Source organism: Yersinia sp. 2541 StPb PI, from assembly GCF_052217145.1.
In the GTDB taxonomy this organism is placed as follows: Bacteria; Pseudomonadota; Gammaproteobacteria; order Enterobacterales; family Enterobacteriaceae; genus Yersinia; species Yersinia enterocolitica_E.
Genome location: NZ_JAZGQB010000001.1, coordinates 1665983 through 1681716, shown reverse-complemented (window position 1 = coordinate 1681716; position 15734 = coordinate 1665983). Strand labels below are relative to the sequence as shown.

Genomic DNA, 15734 nt, shown 5'->3' with positions numbered 1-15734 from the left:
TCAGTAGCCCTTTTAGCATATTAATCAATCATCTTCTTTAAACTAGCCAAATACGCTACCAAACCATTGACTGAGTTTCATCATCACGAAGTCCCAGATGCGACTAAAGAAACCGCCCTCTTTTACTTCGTTTAATACCACCAGCGGGCGTTGGTCAATCGTCTTGCCATTAAGCTGAAAATCGATGGTTCCGACCACTTGATTTTTGGCCAGCGGCGCACGCAGCTCCGTTTGATCCAACTTATAACTGGCTTTAAGATCCTTCATCTGCCCTTTCGGGATAGTGATAGCGGCATCCTCTGCCACCCCAAGCTCGGCCTCGCCGGTATCACCAAACCATACTTTCTGCGTCACAAAAGGTTTGGTGGCTTTAATCGGCACCACGGTTTCATAGAAACGGAAGCCCCAGGTCAACAGTTTTTCACTTTCACTAAAGCGAACCCGATCACTGGGTGCACCTAACACCACAGAGATTAAACGCATTGGCCCTTCGGTTGCAGATGCGACCAGATTATGCCCCGCACCGGAGGTAAAACCGGTTTTCATGCCATCCACATTGAGATTAGTGCTCCATAGCAGACGATTACGGTTAATCTGACGAATCTTATTAAAAGTGAATTCTTTCTCTTTGTGCAGCGCATACTCTTCCGGCACGTCGCGGATCAGTGCCTGACCTAATACCGCCATATCCCGCGCAGTGCTGTACTGCCCTGGCGCATCAAGACCATGGACGGTCATAAAGTGAGTATTCGCCAGGCCCAAGGCTTTGGCGTAATTGTTCATCAGGCCAACAAAACTGTCTTGGCTACCAGCCACATAATCGGCCAACGCAATACTGGCATCATTGCCTGACTGAATCACAATACCTTTATTCAAATCGGACAATTTTACCTGATCGCCCGGTTTCAAAAACATCAGTGAGGAACCACGTAATGCCGGATTACCCGTAGCCCAGGCATCTTTCCCCACGGTCACTAAATCATCAGGGTGCACTTTCCCCGCTTTAATGGCCTGTCCAATCACATAACTGGACATAATCTTAGTCAAACTGGCCGGATCGAGGCGCTGGTCACTGTTCCCTTCCACCAACACCTTTCCACTGTTGTAATCCATCAGCACATAGGCTTTGGCATCTACCGGCGGAGCAGCCGGGTCTCCAGCCGCATGCGCGGCGGGCAGCACCAAAAGCAATAAGCCAGCACTGAAGGTTAATTTCTTTATCTTAAAGGGGAGGATAAATTTCATCATGAGGTCGCCAGAGTATCCTTGCTAATAATTGGAAATAAGTGGTATTCCCAGAACCAACCACTGTCCAATTAGCGAAAAAATAACGTCTTTTCACTTAGACTGAAATATTAGCTTAGTCATATTTCAGTCCCTTTTCTAAATTTATCCCATTGCTGGCTCAATTGGGCGTAGTTTTACGTTTTGTTTTGTAAAGAGACTGTTTTTTGTGAATATCGATGGCTATACGGCTAACCATCTTCCTGTCTGAACATCCTTACACCTAAGCACCTAAACGTCTAAAAAAACATAAATATATAACAAAAGGTAATATAGACAGGTTATTTGTTCTTTTTAATGCTTAAGCCGCTAGCGCTATTATCCAGCCCATCAGTTGTTATCCAAATTCATGCTGTTAAACAATTTATGCTGTTAAACAAATAATGCTGGAGTATGCAATGGCTATCCCACGCTCGGTACTTGATCTTATCGGCCACACCCCGCTACTGGAACTGACCCACTTTGATACCGGCCCATGCCAACTGTTCGTCAAGCTGGAAAATCAAAATCCCGGTGGGTCGATTAAAGACCGTGTCGCGCTCTCGATGATTGAGCAAGCTGAAAAAGAAGGGTTGCTGCAACCCGGCGGAACCATCATTGAAGCCACCGCTGGCAATACCGGCCTTGGGTTGGCATTGGTGGCGGCGCTAAAAGGTTACAAACTGCTATTAGTGGTACCGGATAAAATGAGCCAGGAGAAAATTTTCCACCTGCGAGCATTGGGCGCACAAGTGCTATTGACCCGCTCGGATGTGGGCAAAGGGCATCCGGCTTATTATCAGGACTATGCTCTGCGTCTGGCGCAGGAAACACCGGGGGCTTTCTATATCGATCAATTCAATAACCCGGCAAACCCCGCGGCGCACCGGACATCGACCGGCCCTGAGCTGTGGCAACAGATGGATGGGCAGGTCGATGCCATCGTGGTGGGTGTTGGCTCCAGCGGCACCCTGAGCGGCCTGAGCCAATACTTTGCCGAGGTTTCACCCGCCACCGAGTTCGTACTGGCCGATCCTGCGGGATCTATTTTGGCAGATTACGTCGACAGCTCGCAGATTGGCGATGCGGGTAGCTGGCTGGTCGAAGGAATTGGTGAGGATTTTATCCCGCCACTGAGCAACTTTTCTCAGGTAAAAAAATCTTATCGCATCGATGATGCTGAAGCCTTCAGCACCGCACGCGCGCTATTGCGGGAAGAAGGGGTACTGGCAGGCTCATCTACCGGCACCCTACTGGCCGCAGCATTACGCTATTGCCGCGAGCAAACCACACCAAAGCGAGTGGTCACCTTCGTTTGCGACAGCGGCAACAAGTACCTGTCCAAAATGTTCAACGATTACTGGCTCATGGAACAAGGTTTGCTGAGCAAGCCCCAGTATGGCGATTTGCGTGATTTCATCACTTATCGTCATGAGGACGGCGCAACAATTTCTGTTTCACCGCAGGACACGCTGGCCGTGGCTCACGCCCGAATGCGCCTATATGACATCTCCCAACTACCCGTATTAGACGGCGAAAAAGTGGTCGGGTTAATCGACGAATGGGACTTGCTGAACACCGTACAAGCAGATGCCAGCCATTTCAAATTACCGGCCAGTGCCGCTATGACCCATCAAGTGAACACATTACAAAAAGAGGCCGATTACCGCTCTCTACTGGCGACATTCAATGATGGCCATGTAGCAGTAGTGTTGGATGGAGAGCGTTTCCTTGGCTTGATTACCCGCACTGATGTTTTGAATACCTGGCGTCAAAAGCTGGCTTAATCTTCTCATATTAAGGATTTTTATTATGGCAAAGTTCGATACCTTAACCGTTCATGCCGGTTATACCCCCGATAGCACCGGTGCGGTGATGCCCGCAATTTACGCGACATCCACCTTCGCACAACCCGCTCCCGGCGAGCATACTGGGTATGAATATTCGCGCAGCGGCAACCCAACGCGTGCCGCGCTGGAAAAGGCGATTGCGGAACTGGAAGGGGGCACTCGAGGTTACGCCTTCGCCTCTGGTCTGGCAGCCTGTTCAACTGTGCTTGAACTGCTGGATCAGGGTAGCCATATCATTGCCGTGGATGATTTATATGGTGGAACCTATCGCCTGCTGGAAAAAGTTCGCAGCCGAACGGCCGGTTTGCGAGTGACCTATGTCTCCCCTGCGGATACCGAGGCATTAGAACAAGCAATATTGCCAGAAACCAAAATGATCTGGGTGGAGACACCGACCAATCCATTGCTGAAACTGGCTGACCTGGCGGCCATTGCGGCGATTGCCAAAAAGCATCAACTTATCAGTGTGGCCGATAATACCTTCGCCTCCCCTTACATCCAGCGCCCGCTGGAACTGGGCTTTGATATTGTGGTGCATTCCGCCACCAAATACCTTAATGGCCATTCTGATGTGGTCGCTGGCGTCGCGGCGGTGGGCAATAACCCTGAACTGGCAGAACAGTTAGGCTTTCTGCACAATGCGGTGGGCGGAATTTTAGATCCTTTCAGCAGCTTTCTGACGTTACGCGGACTGCGCACCTTGGCTTTGCGCATGGCGCGACATAATCACAGCGCTCAGCAGATAGCCGAGTGGCTCGAAGGGCAACCACAAGTTGAAAATGTCTATTACCCAGGGCTGAAAAGCCACCCACAACATGAGCTGGCATCACGGCAAATGGCGGGTTTCGGCGGTATGATTTCTGTGCGATTGAAAGGGGATGATGAATACGCTCGCGCGGTAATCAAACGCTCACATCTGTTTACCCTGGCCGAAAGTTTGGGCGGGGTGGAAAGTTTAATCAGCCAGCCATATAGCATGACTCATGCCTCCATCCCCTTAGAAACCCGGCTGAAACACGGTATTACGCCACAATTGCTACGTTTGTCGGTGGGTATTGAGGATACCGAGGATCTGATTGCGGACTTGGCACAAGCACTAAACGGTTAATCTCCTGCTGACAGGACGTTGCCGCGTTGATAGCGGCAACGTCCATTATTACGCAGTGAAACCACAGCAATCAATACCGCGGCTGTTATATCAAATATAGGTGGTGATAAATTTTAGCGCCGGTGAGCCAACGACCTGACCCATCTATCGCCCAGGCTTTGTACGCCCTGAACCAAAATGACCAATATGATTAATGTCGCTACCATCACTTCATTATTAAAACGTTGATAACCATAACGAATAGCCAAATCACCTAATCCACCGCCACCAATAACCCCCGCCATTGATGAGAATCCCACCAGCATCACGACAGTTAAGGTAATACCGGCCAATAAAGCGGGAAGTGCCTCTGGCAATAGAACTTTTTGAATCACATGGCGTGCCGAGCCGCCCATCGATAAAATTGCCTCAATCCGCCCTTTATCCACTTCATCCAAGGCCGCTTCGACCACTCGGGCAAAAAATGGGATGGCCCCCAGAGTAATTGGCACGATGGCCGCGGTACTGCCTAACGTGGTGCCGATAATCCAACGGGTAATCGGAATCAACGCAATCAGTAACACCACAAAGGGCATTGAGCGCCCCAGATTAACAATGGCACCGACCAATGTATTCAAGCGCGGCGCAGGCAAAACCCCATTGGGGCGCGAAATAAATAACAACACCCCCAGTGGTAAGCCAATCAATACAGTGAAAAAGGTGGCAATTACCACCATATAGATGGTTTCGCCGGTGGCATTGGTGACCAGTGCCAGCAGATCTTGCCAACTCATGCCGCTGTTCATATCAGTTCTGCCCTCACGCCACGCTCATTAAGAAATTGTAAGACCTCAGCTAAACTCAACCCGCCGTCTGGGTGGCTGAAATCAACCTGCAAACGCCCAACCCGCTGGCCACCTATCGATTCCACCCCACCGCCAAGTAGGGTTACCCCCACGGCATGTTGCTGCGCCAACTCACTGAGCACGGGGGAAGCCGATAAGGTATCGAAAAAGGTTAGCTCCGCCACTGGCGCACCAGACAACGACGCCGGCCCCCGAGCGGGAAGCAATGAACGCCCTAAACGGGAATGTGTTGATGCCAATAAGTCAGCAATAGCGCCGGTTTCCACCACCCGCCCCCGCTCCAACAGTGCTGCGCTATCACAGATGGATTTCACCACCTCCAATTCGTGAGTGATCAACACGATGGTCAATCCAAGTTGGCGATTGATATCACTGAGCAATGCCAGGATCGATGCGGTGGTTTCAGGGTCCAGCGCGCTAGTCGCTTCATCAGATAACAAATATGACGGTTTGGCGGCCAGCGCTCGGGCAATTCCCACGCGCTGTTTTTGTCCGCCCGATAACTGCGAGGGGAAAGCATAAGCCTTGTCACTCAAGCCAACCAAATCCAATAACTCCGCAACGCGCTGCTGGCGTTGCGCTTTGGGCATCCCAATAATTTCCAAACCAACAGCAATGTTGTCCCATACATTACGTGAATGAAGTAAATGGAAATTCTGAAAAATCATGCCGATATTTTGCCGTTGCAGCCGCAATTCACGGTCTGAAAGTGTAGTTAATTCCCGGCCATCCACTTGAATACGGCCCGAAGTGGGCCGTTCCAATAGGTTTAGACAACGGATTAAGGTACTTTTACCTGCCCCGCTACGGCCAATAATACCGAACACCGAGCCTGTCGGGATCTCAAGCGAGACCTCCTCCAGGGCCACCATTGGCAGCCCTCCTTGTGGATAGGTTTTACTCAGGCGTTCGATGCTAATCATGATTTAAGGCCTGCCACAGGGATAACTGAACCGGCGTATTTCTCAGTGATAAACTTCGCCACTTCGGGTGACTGTAAATCTTTCGCCAATTGTTTGATTCGTGGATCACTGGCCAGCGCGGGGGTGGTGACCAGAATATTGGCATAAGGGTTACCGGCAGCTTTCTCCAGTCCTAATGCATCTTTCGCCGGATTAAGCCCTGCCTCCAACGCATAATTTCCATTAATCACTGCTAAATCAACATCATCCAATGAACGAGGGATTTGCGGTGATTCAATCTCTAAAATTTTCAGGTGTTTTGGATTGTCCGCGATATCCTTCGGCGTCGCCTGATTTTTAGCCGGATCGGTAAAGCCCGGCTTCAAGGTAATCAGTCCCTGATCTTTCAGTAAATAGAGCGCACGGCTGAGATTAGTCACGTTATTCGGCACCGCTACCGTGCCATTTTGCGGGACATCAGCAAAGGTTTTATGTTTGTGGGAATAGACGCCAAGTGGCTCAATATGCACCGTTGCGGCCACGGCAAATTTTTGCCCCAGCGCCTGCTCCTGGGAGTGCAGATAAGGCACATGCTGGAAGTAGTTGGCATCGACATCACCGTGTGCCAGCAACTCATTCGAGTTCACACCATTGGGGATCTCGATGACCTTCAGGTTCAGAGAGGGATCGAGTTTTTGCACAAATTGCAGAATTTCTGCATGAGGAACCGGATCGGCGGCTACCCGCAGCGCTTCGGCTGCCTGTGCTGACAAACTAAAAGAAGACACCCATGCAGTTAGTAAGGTGGCACTAATCAGGCCGGAAATACGTGTTTTAGTCATTATCATCATCCCAAAAATAAAGTTTTTAATTCAAGCGACCCAAAAATCAGTGCGCCAGGTAGATTGCCAGCAGACGATCCGCGATGAACTTCTCCAATCCCTACAGCTTCAGTTGCGCAGGGTAGTAACGCTCGGCAACATCGGGATGAGAGCGCAAACGGCCCTTGAGATAATTAAGCCCAACATCACGAAACAGCGGGTTATGAGGATCACTGGCTGGCCCACGCGCTTGCGCCACCAGCGGCGCTGGCAGTTGATACAGCGGAACCACCGCATCCAGACGCGCCCCCAGGAAGAAGGCGATAGATAACCGGTCTGTACCGGCAGGAGGTGTTTCCACCCGGTGCACCGTGGCGCGCAGATAACCATTACTGGCCAGCTCCAGCAGCTCTCCAATATTGACCACGAAGGTGCCGGGTCGTGGTGCGGCATCAATCCAGCGCCCTTCCTCCACCTCCACCTGCAAGCCGCGTTGCTGGTCTTGCAATAAGAAACTGAGGAAACCGGAGTCTTTATGCGCACCGACCCCCTGACCGCTTTGTGTGGTTTCACGCCCTGGATAGCGAATCAACTTGATATGTTCATTGGGTTTATCGCCATACAACTCATCAAATGCATGTTCATCCAGTTCCAATGCCAGAGCGAAAGCCCGCAGCAAGCGCAGTGCCATTCCGGTCATTTCCCGCTGCCATTGCAGTATTGTTGGTTTTAATTCCGGCAATGCCGCTGGCCACTGGTTTGGCCCTTGCAGCCGCGCCCAACTTGGCGTATCTGGCGTTTGCGGTAATGGGGCTCTTTCCGCGCCAATATCGAACTGCTCGCGCCAATCCGGTAGGCCTCGCGTTAACTCAGAGGCCGCACGGTTATAGCCACGAAAATGTGGCGAGCGCACCATGGCCACCGCCAGTTTGTCCTCATCAGGCAAGGCAAAAAATTCACGGGATAAGGTTTGGATTTGTTGTAATAACGCGGGGTCAATGCCATGTCCGGTGAGATAAAAGAATCCGATATCTCGTGCGGCATGGCGTAAATCGACTAAGAATGCCTGACGTTCAGTTTCACTGCCATTAAGCAGGGAAAGATCCAATAGTGGTAATGTGTTGGCAGATAATGGGTTAACCGCGGTTGGGTTAACAAATAATGGGTTGCTTAGTGTTTGATGACTCATGTTTCACTCCAGGATTTTCAGTCGGTTGCTTTTTTTGCTCAGAACCAATGAAAACTGGACAACCATATAAACGAATAATCAGCATAATCAGCTCCTGGGCTGTGGGGTGAAAGCAGACAGACGACAACACTCTTTCTTTAGCCATCGGGCGTTTAGTGACAAACCGCGTTAATAACCTGTCATTTAAGGATAAAAAGCAGTTTTAAGAGCGTTCTCGACTAGATACTTAACAATCTATATCTAAACGATATAAACAATTAACACCGAAACTGAGTAACTCACCAATATCAATCCGTTCTATGTTATTTCTTTCATTACTGATAACAATGCCGTATCACCTGCCCGGCAACATCGAAAACCAGAGTCATAACGTTGTCTTAATATTCAGATAATCTGCCATCCATAACTGTATCGGGGTGAGCTAGCAACCCTGCCGTGCTAAGTAAGCTTCCATGTTTTGCTAGAAAGTATTAGCTTAACGGTTGATACCCTTTTTTCCGTCGGGGAATTTCAGATGCCCAGCACATGCACTGTTAAGTTTCACTTCAATCTTTCTGTCAGCCGGGAGGTGACTTAATGGATTTGGCCCTGTTTGATCTCGATGAAACGCTGATCAGTGATGATAGCTCCGGCCTTTGGTTACGCTGGCTGGTTGATAAAGGGCTGGCTCCTAGTGAGCTGGCAGAACAAGAACAGTATTTGATGAAACAGTACTATCAAGGGCAGATGTCGATGTCCTGTTATATGGAATCAACATTGTCGCCCTTAATCGGCAAACATACGGCTGAAGTTGCTGGCTGGGTTGAGCGTTTTATCGAGCGAGATATTCTGCCACGAATTTATCCGCAAGCCAGGAAGCTACTGGCCTGGCACCGTAATCGCGGTGATTACATCGTGATTATTTCAGCTACCGGCGAACATTTGGTTACCCCTATTGCGCAGCATTTCTCTGCCAATGCAGCATTATCTATCGGTGTTGCGGTGGAGGATAACCGCTACACCGGCAAGACCTATGGCACCCTGACTTACCGTGAAGGCAAAGTCGAACGGTTAAAACAGTGGCTCATGGCGTCGCCTCAGTTAGATTTTCAGCATACCTACGGTTACAGCGACTCGATTAATGACAAGCCGCTACTGGAATATGTTGATCATGCGGCAGTGATTAATCCCGGTAATGAATTAGTGGATTTGGCAATACTGCATGACTGGGATATCCACCATTGGCAACGGCGTTAAATAACGCTGTTTCAGGGGCGTTGGTAGATAAAAATCAAATAAATAGAGAGAATTATATGCTGACTGTTTGGGGTCGGAATAACTCGACCAATGTCAAAAAAGTACTTTGGTGTTTAGAAGAACTGGGTATCAGCTATCAGCGCATTGATGTCGGTGGCCAATATGGCAAGCTCAATGATCCCCTGTATCGCTCAATGAATCCAAATGGCCTGATCCCTTGCCTGCAAGATGGAGACTTCATCCTGTGGGAGTCCAATACGATTGTCCGCTATCTGGCCGCACAATACGGCGATAGTGCACTTTATTTACCTGATGCACAGTTACGCGCAGGGGCAGAAAAGTGGATGGATTGGGCCACTTCCAGCATGGTGGAACCCTTTAAAGCGGTGTTTATCGGGTTGGTACGCACCCCACCAGAACAGCAGGATAAAGTGAAAATTGCTCAGGGTATGACACAACTCAATACCCTGATGGCAATTGCCGATCACGCACTTGAGAAACAAGCGTATCTGTCTGGCGATAAATTCGGTATTGGGGATATCCCGTTAGGGTGCCTGGCCTATGCCTGGTTTAACCTGTCGATCGAACGTCCATCACTACCGAACGTGGAACGTTGGTATCAACGTGTGTCACAACGCGCCGCATTCAAAAAAGTGATTGATATTGGCTTGAGTTAATTATGCAGGAGGAACCTCAAAAGGTTCCTTAATCCCGAATCACTTACTCAAGTAAGTGATTCGGGTGAGTGAACGCCGCTAACACCCCGGTGGCTTCAAGGACAAAGGGAGTACCCAAAGTCATTGGAGTCACAGGTAGGCAGCAAGCGAACAAATCCCGATGAGCTTACTCAAGTAAGTGATTCGGGTGAGTGAACGCCGCTAACCCCCCAGTGACTTCAAGGACAAAGGGAGTACCCAAAGTCATTGGAGTCACAGGTAGGCAGCAAGCGAACAAATCCCGATGAGCTTACTCAAGTAAGTGATTCGGGTGAGTGAACGCCGCTAACCCCCCTGTGGCTTCAAGGACAAAGGGAGATTAGAAATCGTAGCTGGCACCAACCATATAACGGCGCCCATCCAGCACTTTATCGTTAACTTCGATATCTACACGTTTATCCAGTACGTTATACACGCCTCCCATCAAACGGAACTCTTTGGTCAGTTGATAGTTAGCCCCTAAATCGACAAAAGTGTAAGACGGCGTTTTATTGCCCATACTGGTACGATCAAGATACTCTGATGTTCTACCCCGGTAGTTAGCCCGAACCCAGGTGGCTAATTCTTCATTTGCCTGCCAGTTCAGCGTACCGTTCAACATGTGCTTAGGCATCTGGTTCAACGGTTGACCCGAGAATTGCCCACTTTTCTGCTCAGATTGAGTAAAGGTGTAGTTCGATGTCAGTGACCAGGCTTTATTGATTTCCCAACCGAAAGTCGCTTCCACACCACGGGTCATGGCTTTATCCACGTTGGTGCGATCACTAATAAATTTATAGCTGGTACCATTGATCATACATTGGCCGGACGCATTGCCCGTGGTATCAGTACAACGGCGTACCTCGGTGATTTTATCTTTAAAATCAGTGTTAAACAGTGTCACACCGGCATTCATACCTTCCTGATCATCCCACAGCACACCAATTTCCTGGCTGAGGCTTCTTTCTGGTTTCAGGTTGGCATTACCGACAATGATAGCAGGATCACCCCGACCACCGCCGGTGATTTGTCCCCAGTTTTCCGTGGCCTGACGTAAATCAGGTGAACGATAGCCACCAGATACCCCGCCCTTTAATGTCCATTGTTCAGCCAGATGCCAGACACCGTACAGACGTGGTGTCCAGTGAGTACCGTAGTTTTCGTCCTGATCCATACGGACACCACCGGTCAGCGCGAAATCATTGGTCATCTGCCATTCATCTTCTGCAAATAACGCCCAACTCCAACGGGTCAATTTAGTCAAATCTTTGGCGGAGGCTAGTTGATTACCCTTGTCATTCAGCTCTTCATAACGATATTGACCGCCAAGAATTAAAGTATGGCTATCGAACAGGAATGAGGTTTGGCTATTAAAGATATTATCAACACTCTTCATGTCACGTGATGGATTACGGGTTTCATCTCGTTGAACATAGCTGGTTGAATTACCGAAATCATAATAACCGTGGTGGGTAATCGCATAATTATTACGGTCATATTGCACGTCACTGCTTTTACCGGTTAATGCCACTGAACGCCCGGCGGTTGAGTTTCGGTCCTGCACATAATGGCCGATATCAAAATCAAATTCGTTTTTATCATCGGGAGTCAGGGTAAATGTTGCCGCACCGTTTCTCATGCGCTGTTCATTGTAGCCATCGATTATCTTATCTTCGCTACGATGCGAGAGAAGCCCGCTAACTTTCAATCCCAGCAAGCCATCAATTAATGGACCAGAAGCGTAAGCATTGGTCTGATATATATCGCCGGAGTCTGAATCCTCCTGCAAGGTGGCATCTGCGCGCACCGTGCCTTGCCACTCTTTACCCACCTTCCGGGTAATAACGTTGATTACCCCTCCCATGGCATCCGAACCATATAAAGAGGACATCGGGCCACGTACAACTTCAATACGCTCAATGGCGGCAAGTGGTGGCAGCCAGCCTTGCTCAATCCCTGAACCGTCGCTGTTAGGGCGGGTGCTACGGGTATCAACACGTTTACCATCCACCAGAATCAGGGTGTATTTAGCGGACATGCCACGAATACTGATATCACTGTGGCTACCACCACCGGTGACAACAACGCCGGGAACATCTTTCAGCGCATCGGTAATATCACGATAGGCTTTATTTTCAATCTGCTCGCGGGTAACCACAGAAATAGATGCCGCAGAATCTTGAATGCGTTGCTGGAAACCGGATGCCGTGACAACCATGGTGTCAGTTGCCGTGGTATTTTTTGTTTCAGCGGCGGATGCCTGAGATGAGATAATTGCAGCTATCACTAATGCCGCACTGTGAGATTTTCTAAAACCCTTGTTAACCTTAACCATTACACGATCTCCATGAGGTGTAAATTTATCAACAACCTTTTCAGCAGGCGTTTTTTACTTGCAGCAATGCCGCCTGGCGGACAGGTGAAAATTTATTTTTTATTAATGTCGGCAATAGCTCACCACAGCAGAAATATCGCTTCCGGCCCTTTCTGCCTAATTATTATTTTATGAAATCTGTTACTGCCAAAATATACCCAAAGTAATTAGAGTCACGGGTGAACTGCGTCCCGATGCGCTTAGACGAGTAAGTGAATCGGGTGAACCAGCATCGCTAACCCCCCCTTTGGCCATGCTCCGTGACGACTGTTGCACCGCTTCCCCTTATCGTTCCTTATAAGATGGCGCTAACAATAAAACAAACGATAATACTTATCAATAAGATTGCGATAAACAATTAGGTACAATACGATGTAAATCCTTATTTTATAATATTATTTAATCAATAAGCCTGATTTATCCCCGCATTCAAAAGGGCAATAAAGAGAAGTTAGCGAAATTATTTGCTTAACTTTGCTTAAATAATCACCAGCTTACAGCCCAAAAAAAGGGCGATAAGATTATCGCCCTGCCATCACTATGGCTTAATTTTGATTAGCGCTAAAAACTAGTCAGCGGTCATCACCGGCTTTGTCGGCTCAGGATTATCTTCACTGTCATCACGCCATTTCGGGAATTCCATCTCTTGGTATTTGATAACCTTAGTGCCACGGCTCAATTTGTAGCCAAACCAAATCACCAGGAACAATGGAATACCAATATAGGTTGCAGTCACACCATACCAATCAATGCGGTCTTGCAAGAAAGCCTGATAGTTCTGCCCCAAAGTAATAACCAAACACAGTACGAAGGCGAAAATCGGCCCTATCGGGAAGAAACCAGACTGATACGGTAAGTCGTTCAAGTCACGGCCTTGCATCATATAGCCACGGCGGAAACGATAATGGCTGATAGCAATACCCAACCAAGCAATAAAGCCAGTCATACCTGAGGTATTAAGTAACCACAGATACACAGTTTGGTTGCCAAACATTGAACTTAGGAAGCACAATCCGGCCACTACCGTGGTGGCATACAGAGCATTACGTGGCACCCCGCCCTCAGACAGCTTGGCAAAGATACGTGGCGCTTTACCTTCTGAGGCCAGGGTAAACAACATACGGGTTGAGGCATACATCCCCGAATTACCCGCTGACAACACTGCCGTCAGGATAACCGCATTCATCACCGCGGCCGCTGACAGCAAACCTGCATTCTGGAATACCAGCGTGAATGGGCTAACACTGATATCTTTGACATCATTACGTAACAGACTTGGATCGGTATACGGAATAATCAGGCTGATAATCAAAATAGCAAAGATATAGAACAGTAAAATACGCCAGAACACCTTGCGCACTGCGCGTGGAATATTTTTACCTGGATCTTTTGATTCACCGGCCGCAATACCAATCAGTTCAGTGCCTTGGAAAGAGAAACCAACAATCATTGCCACACCAATCATCGCCGAGAAGCCCCCTGCAAAGGGTGCATCACCAATGGTCCAGTTGTGCCAACCCGCGCTCTCACCGCCTTTCATAATGCCGCTAATCATCATTACACCAATAATGATGAAGATAATGACTGTGGTGACTTTAATCAGTGAGAACCAGTATTCCGCTTCACCAAAGCCTTTTACTGAGATGTAGTTCAGTAAAAACATCAGGGCGAGGAACAGCGCACTCCAAATCCAGCCTGGTGCGTCTGGGAACCAGTAATTCATCACCAATTGTGCCGCGACCAAGTCAACAGCGATAGTGACGGCCCAGTTGTACCAATAGTTCCAGCCAAGGGCGAAACCAAAGCCTTCCTCGACGTATTTGGAGCCATAAGTTGAAAATGAGCCTGATACCGGCATAAATGCCGCCAGCTCACCGAGACTGGTCATCAGGAAATAAACCATCAGGCCAATCAATGCATAGGAGAGCAATGCTCCACCCGGGCCTGCTTGCGATACCGTTGCCCCTGAGGCAACAAACAAACCGGTACCAATAGAACCACCGATAGCAATCATGGCTAAGTGCCGTGATTTAAGCTCCCGACGTAAACGCTGCGCACCCTGCTGCACTGGGATTTTAGTATTTTGCTGAGTCATTCTTACCCTAATCCACCCTTAAAAAATAAGGCGGGATTGTAACAAATCCCACCGACTCGGATAGTAACAATGCGCTGATATAAGATACCTTCATGATCCCGGTGCAATTATTAGCAAAAGCTCATTTGCCAGTAAAAGCCTCTCTCTATCGGGTATTCTTGCCGCAATAGCCAATATCATTGGTGTAAAACGCTTAAAAACCTTATCCCTACAGGAGTAACTCACTCTCGGCTAATTCTGCGGTTCAGACCTCTTCCTGACAGTAGCTGAGAAAGCGCTGCAAGGCGTTAGAGATATGTTTTTGCCGATGATGAATCAGATATAAGGTTCGTATCAGTGGTGGCAAAGGGATGTTGAGTACGATCAGTTCGCCGTTGGCCAGTTGATCGGCAATCACCCGGCGCGACAAACAACTGATTCCCATGCCATAACGCACCGCCCGCTTAATCGCTTCTGAATTCCCAAGCTCCATAACCAACTTGAAATGCGGTAATTTTGCCAACAGTAAGTGATCGAGCACTTCGCGAGTGCCAGAACCGCGCTCACGTAGGATCCAAGCTGCATCGGCCAGTTCTTCCAGTGTCAGCATCTTATGGCATAACGGATTATCTGGGGCCGCAAACACCACCAACTCATCCTGTTGCCAGGCTTTAGTCATCAGTTCCGGCATATGGCACGGCCCTTCAATCAGCCCCAGATCACCGCGAAAATCTGCCACTGCTTCAATCACATCCTGACTGTTACCGATATTCAATTCCAGCGGTGTGTCGGGAAAGTCACGCCGGTATTTGGCAATCATGCCCGGTAACATATAGTTACCAATAGTGCTGCTGGCAGCAATCCGCAACGCGCCTAAGTCCTGCAAAAAAAGCTGTTCTATTTCAATTGCCTGATCCAGCAATGCCAATGCTTTGGGATAAAGCAACCGCCCATGCTCATTGGTGACTAAACGCTTACCGACCCTATCAAACAGTTGCACCCTCAATTGCCCTTCCAAATCCGCCAACGCAGCGCTGACTGCCGATTGTGAAAGCGCGAGCACAACCGAGGCTTGGGTCGTAGAGCCGCTTTTTAGCACCTCAGTAAAGACTTCAAGTTGACGTAAGGTTATGTGCATAACGGTCTCTGTAGTAAAAAATGGAGGACGCTATCATCACTCTGTTCGTCAGTGACTGGATGAAACGAGCTACCTAATTAGTTGTTAATACAATAACTGACGGACAAAAGTGTACCCAATAGATTTCAAAATACAGGCCGACGGCAAGCAACAGAACCCTCGATGAGCTTACACCAGTAAGTGATTCGAGTGAGCGAGCACAGCCAACACACCTGTAACATGAACGATGGCGGGTATAT

The 15734-nt window shown here is 48.8% G+C and carries 12 protein-coding genes; 4 read left to right on the top strand and 8 right to left on the bottom strand.

All coding sequences use genetic code 11. From position 1 onward, the window contains the following. Nucleotides 1-42: 42 nt before the first annotated feature. Nucleotides 43-1248, bottom strand: a complete 1206-nt coding sequence (locus V1953_RS07415) for a serine hydrolase (protein ID WP_083158391.1) — start codon at nt 1246-1248, stop codon at nt 43-45. A gap of 434 nt (nt 1249-1682) precedes the next feature. On the opposite strand from V1953_RS07415, the gene V1953_RS07410 reads away from it, so the two are divergent. Together V1953_RS07410 and V1953_RS07405 are read left to right on the top strand one after the other, a co-directional pair. Beyond that, nucleotides 1683-3050 (top strand): pyridoxal-phosphate dependent enzyme, encoded by a 1368-nt coding sequence (locus tag V1953_RS07410; RefSeq protein WP_083158390.1) that lies wholly within the window; start codon nt 1683-1685, stop codon nt 3048-3050. Between the two features lie 25 nt (nt 3051-3075). Further along, nucleotides 3076-4221 carry a trans-sulfuration enzyme family protein gene (locus V1953_RS07405; RefSeq protein ID WP_083158389.1) on the top strand — a complete coding sequence of 382 codons (1146 nt, stop codon included), beginning with the start codon at nt 3076-3078 and terminating at the stop codon, nt 4219-4221. Between the two features lie 113 nt (nt 4222-4334). On the opposite strand, the gene V1953_RS07400 is transcribed toward V1953_RS07405, so the two are convergent. The 4 genes from V1953_RS07400 to V1953_RS07385 form a co-directional block, all read right to left on the bottom strand. Further along, a complete protein-coding gene (locus tag V1953_RS07400; RefSeq protein ID WP_083158388.1) occupies nt 4335-5006 on the bottom strand; it encodes a methionine ABC transporter permease in 672 nt (223 codons plus the stop codon). Further along, nucleotides 5003-5989: a methionine ABC transporter ATP-binding protein gene (locus V1953_RS07395; protein WP_372569337.1), complete on the bottom strand. Its 987-nt coding sequence runs from the start codon at nt 5987-5989 to the stop codon at nt 5003-5005. Before V1953_RS07395 ends, V1953_RS07400 begins: the two co-directional genes overlap by 4 nt. Further along, on the bottom strand, nt 5986-6810 hold the full coding sequence (locus V1953_RS07390) for a MetQ/NlpA family ABC transporter substrate-binding protein (protein ID WP_083158386.1): 825 nt from the start codon (nt 6808-6810) through the stop codon (nt 5986-5988). The genes V1953_RS07395 and V1953_RS07390 overlap by 4 nt, the downstream gene beginning before the upstream one ends. Before the next feature lie 100 nt (nt 6811-6910). Beyond that, a complete protein-coding gene (locus V1953_RS07385) occupies nt 6911-7978 on the bottom strand; it encodes an isopenicillin N synthase family dioxygenase (RefSeq protein ID WP_193784631.1) in 1068 nt (355 codons plus the stop codon). A gap of 576 nt (nt 7979-8554) precedes the next feature. On the opposite strand from V1953_RS07385, the gene V1953_RS07380 reads away from it, so the two are divergent. Then, a complete protein-coding gene (locus V1953_RS07380) occupies nt 8555-9214 on the top strand; it encodes an HAD family hydrolase (protein ID WP_083158385.1) in 660 nt (219 codons plus the stop codon). A gap of 56 nt (nt 9215-9270) precedes the next feature. Next, nucleotides 9271-9891, top strand: coding sequence for a glutathione S-transferase (locus V1953_RS07375; protein ID WP_442850802.1), 621 nt, complete (start codon nt 9271-9273; stop codon nt 9889-9891). Nucleotides 9892-10249: 358 nt separating this feature from the next. On the opposite strand, the gene V1953_RS07370 is transcribed toward V1953_RS07375, so the two are convergent. The 3 genes from V1953_RS07370 to yieE all read right to left on the bottom strand — a co-directional run bounded on the left by V1953_RS07370 (nt 10250) and on the right by yieE (nt 15495). Beyond that, nucleotides 10250-12244: a ligand-gated channel protein gene (locus V1953_RS07370; RefSeq protein WP_083158383.1), complete on the bottom strand. Its 1995-nt coding sequence runs from the start codon at nt 12242-12244 to the stop codon at nt 10250-10252. 607 nt (nt 12245-12851) lie between these two features. After that, nucleotides 12852-14378 carry an amino acid permease gene (locus V1953_RS07365; RefSeq protein WP_083158382.1) on the bottom strand — a complete coding sequence of 509 codons (1527 nt, stop codon included), beginning with the start codon at nt 14376-14378 and terminating at the stop codon, nt 12852-12854. Nucleotides 14379-14622: 244 nt separating this feature from the next. Beyond that, the gene (gene yieE / locus V1953_RS07360; protein ID WP_372559375.1) at nt 14623-15495 is read right to left on the bottom strand and encodes a DNA-binding transcriptional regulator YeiE; all 873 of its coding nucleotides are present in this window, start codon (nt 15493-15495) and stop codon (nt 14623-14625) included. Nucleotides 15496-15734: the final 239 nt, after the last annotated feature.

Coding starts and splice junctions, on each gene's coding strand:
- V1953_RS07365 (WP_083158382.1), bottom strand. CDS start 14,378: ATGACTCAGCAAAATACTAAAATCCCAGTGCAGCAGGGTGCGCAGCGT.
- V1953_RS07385 (WP_193784631.1), bottom strand. CDS start 7,978: ATGAGTCATCAAACACTAAGCAACCCATTATTTGTTAACCCAACCGCG.
- V1953_RS07390 (WP_083158386.1), bottom strand. CDS start 6,810: ATGACTAAAACACGTATTTCCGGCCTGATTAGTGCCACCTTACTAACT.
- V1953_RS07395 (WP_372569337.1), bottom strand. CDS start 5,989: ATGATTAGCATCGAACGCCTGAGTAAAACCTATCCACAAGGAGGGCTG.
- V1953_RS07400 (WP_083158388.1), bottom strand. CDS start 5,006: ATGAACAGCGGCATGAGTTGGCAAGATCTGCTGGCACTGGTCACCAAT.
- V1953_RS07380 (WP_083158385.1), top strand. CDS start 8,555: ATGGATTTGGCCCTGTTTGATCTCGATGAAACGCTGATCAGTGATGAT.
- V1953_RS07370 (WP_083158383.1), bottom strand. CDS start 12,244: ATGGTTAAGGTTAACAAGGGTTTTAGAAAATCTCACAGTGCGGCATTA.
- V1953_RS07410 (WP_083158390.1), top strand. CDS start 1,683: ATGGCTATCCCACGCTCGGTACTTGATCTTATCGGCCACACCCCGCTA.
- V1953_RS07415 (WP_083158391.1), bottom strand. CDS start 1,248: ATGATGAAATTTATCCTCCCCTTTAAGATAAAGAAATTAACCTTCAGT.
- V1953_RS07375 (WP_442850802.1), top strand. CDS start 9,271: ATGCTGACTGTTTGGGGTCGGAATAACTCGACCAATGTCAAAAAAGTA.
- yieE (WP_372559375.1), bottom strand. CDS start 15,495: ATGCACATAACCTTACGTCAACTTGAAGTCTTTACTGAGGTGCTAAAA.
- V1953_RS07405 (WP_083158389.1), top strand. CDS start 3,076: ATGGCAAAGTTCGATACCTTAACCGTTCATGCCGGTTATACCCCCGAT.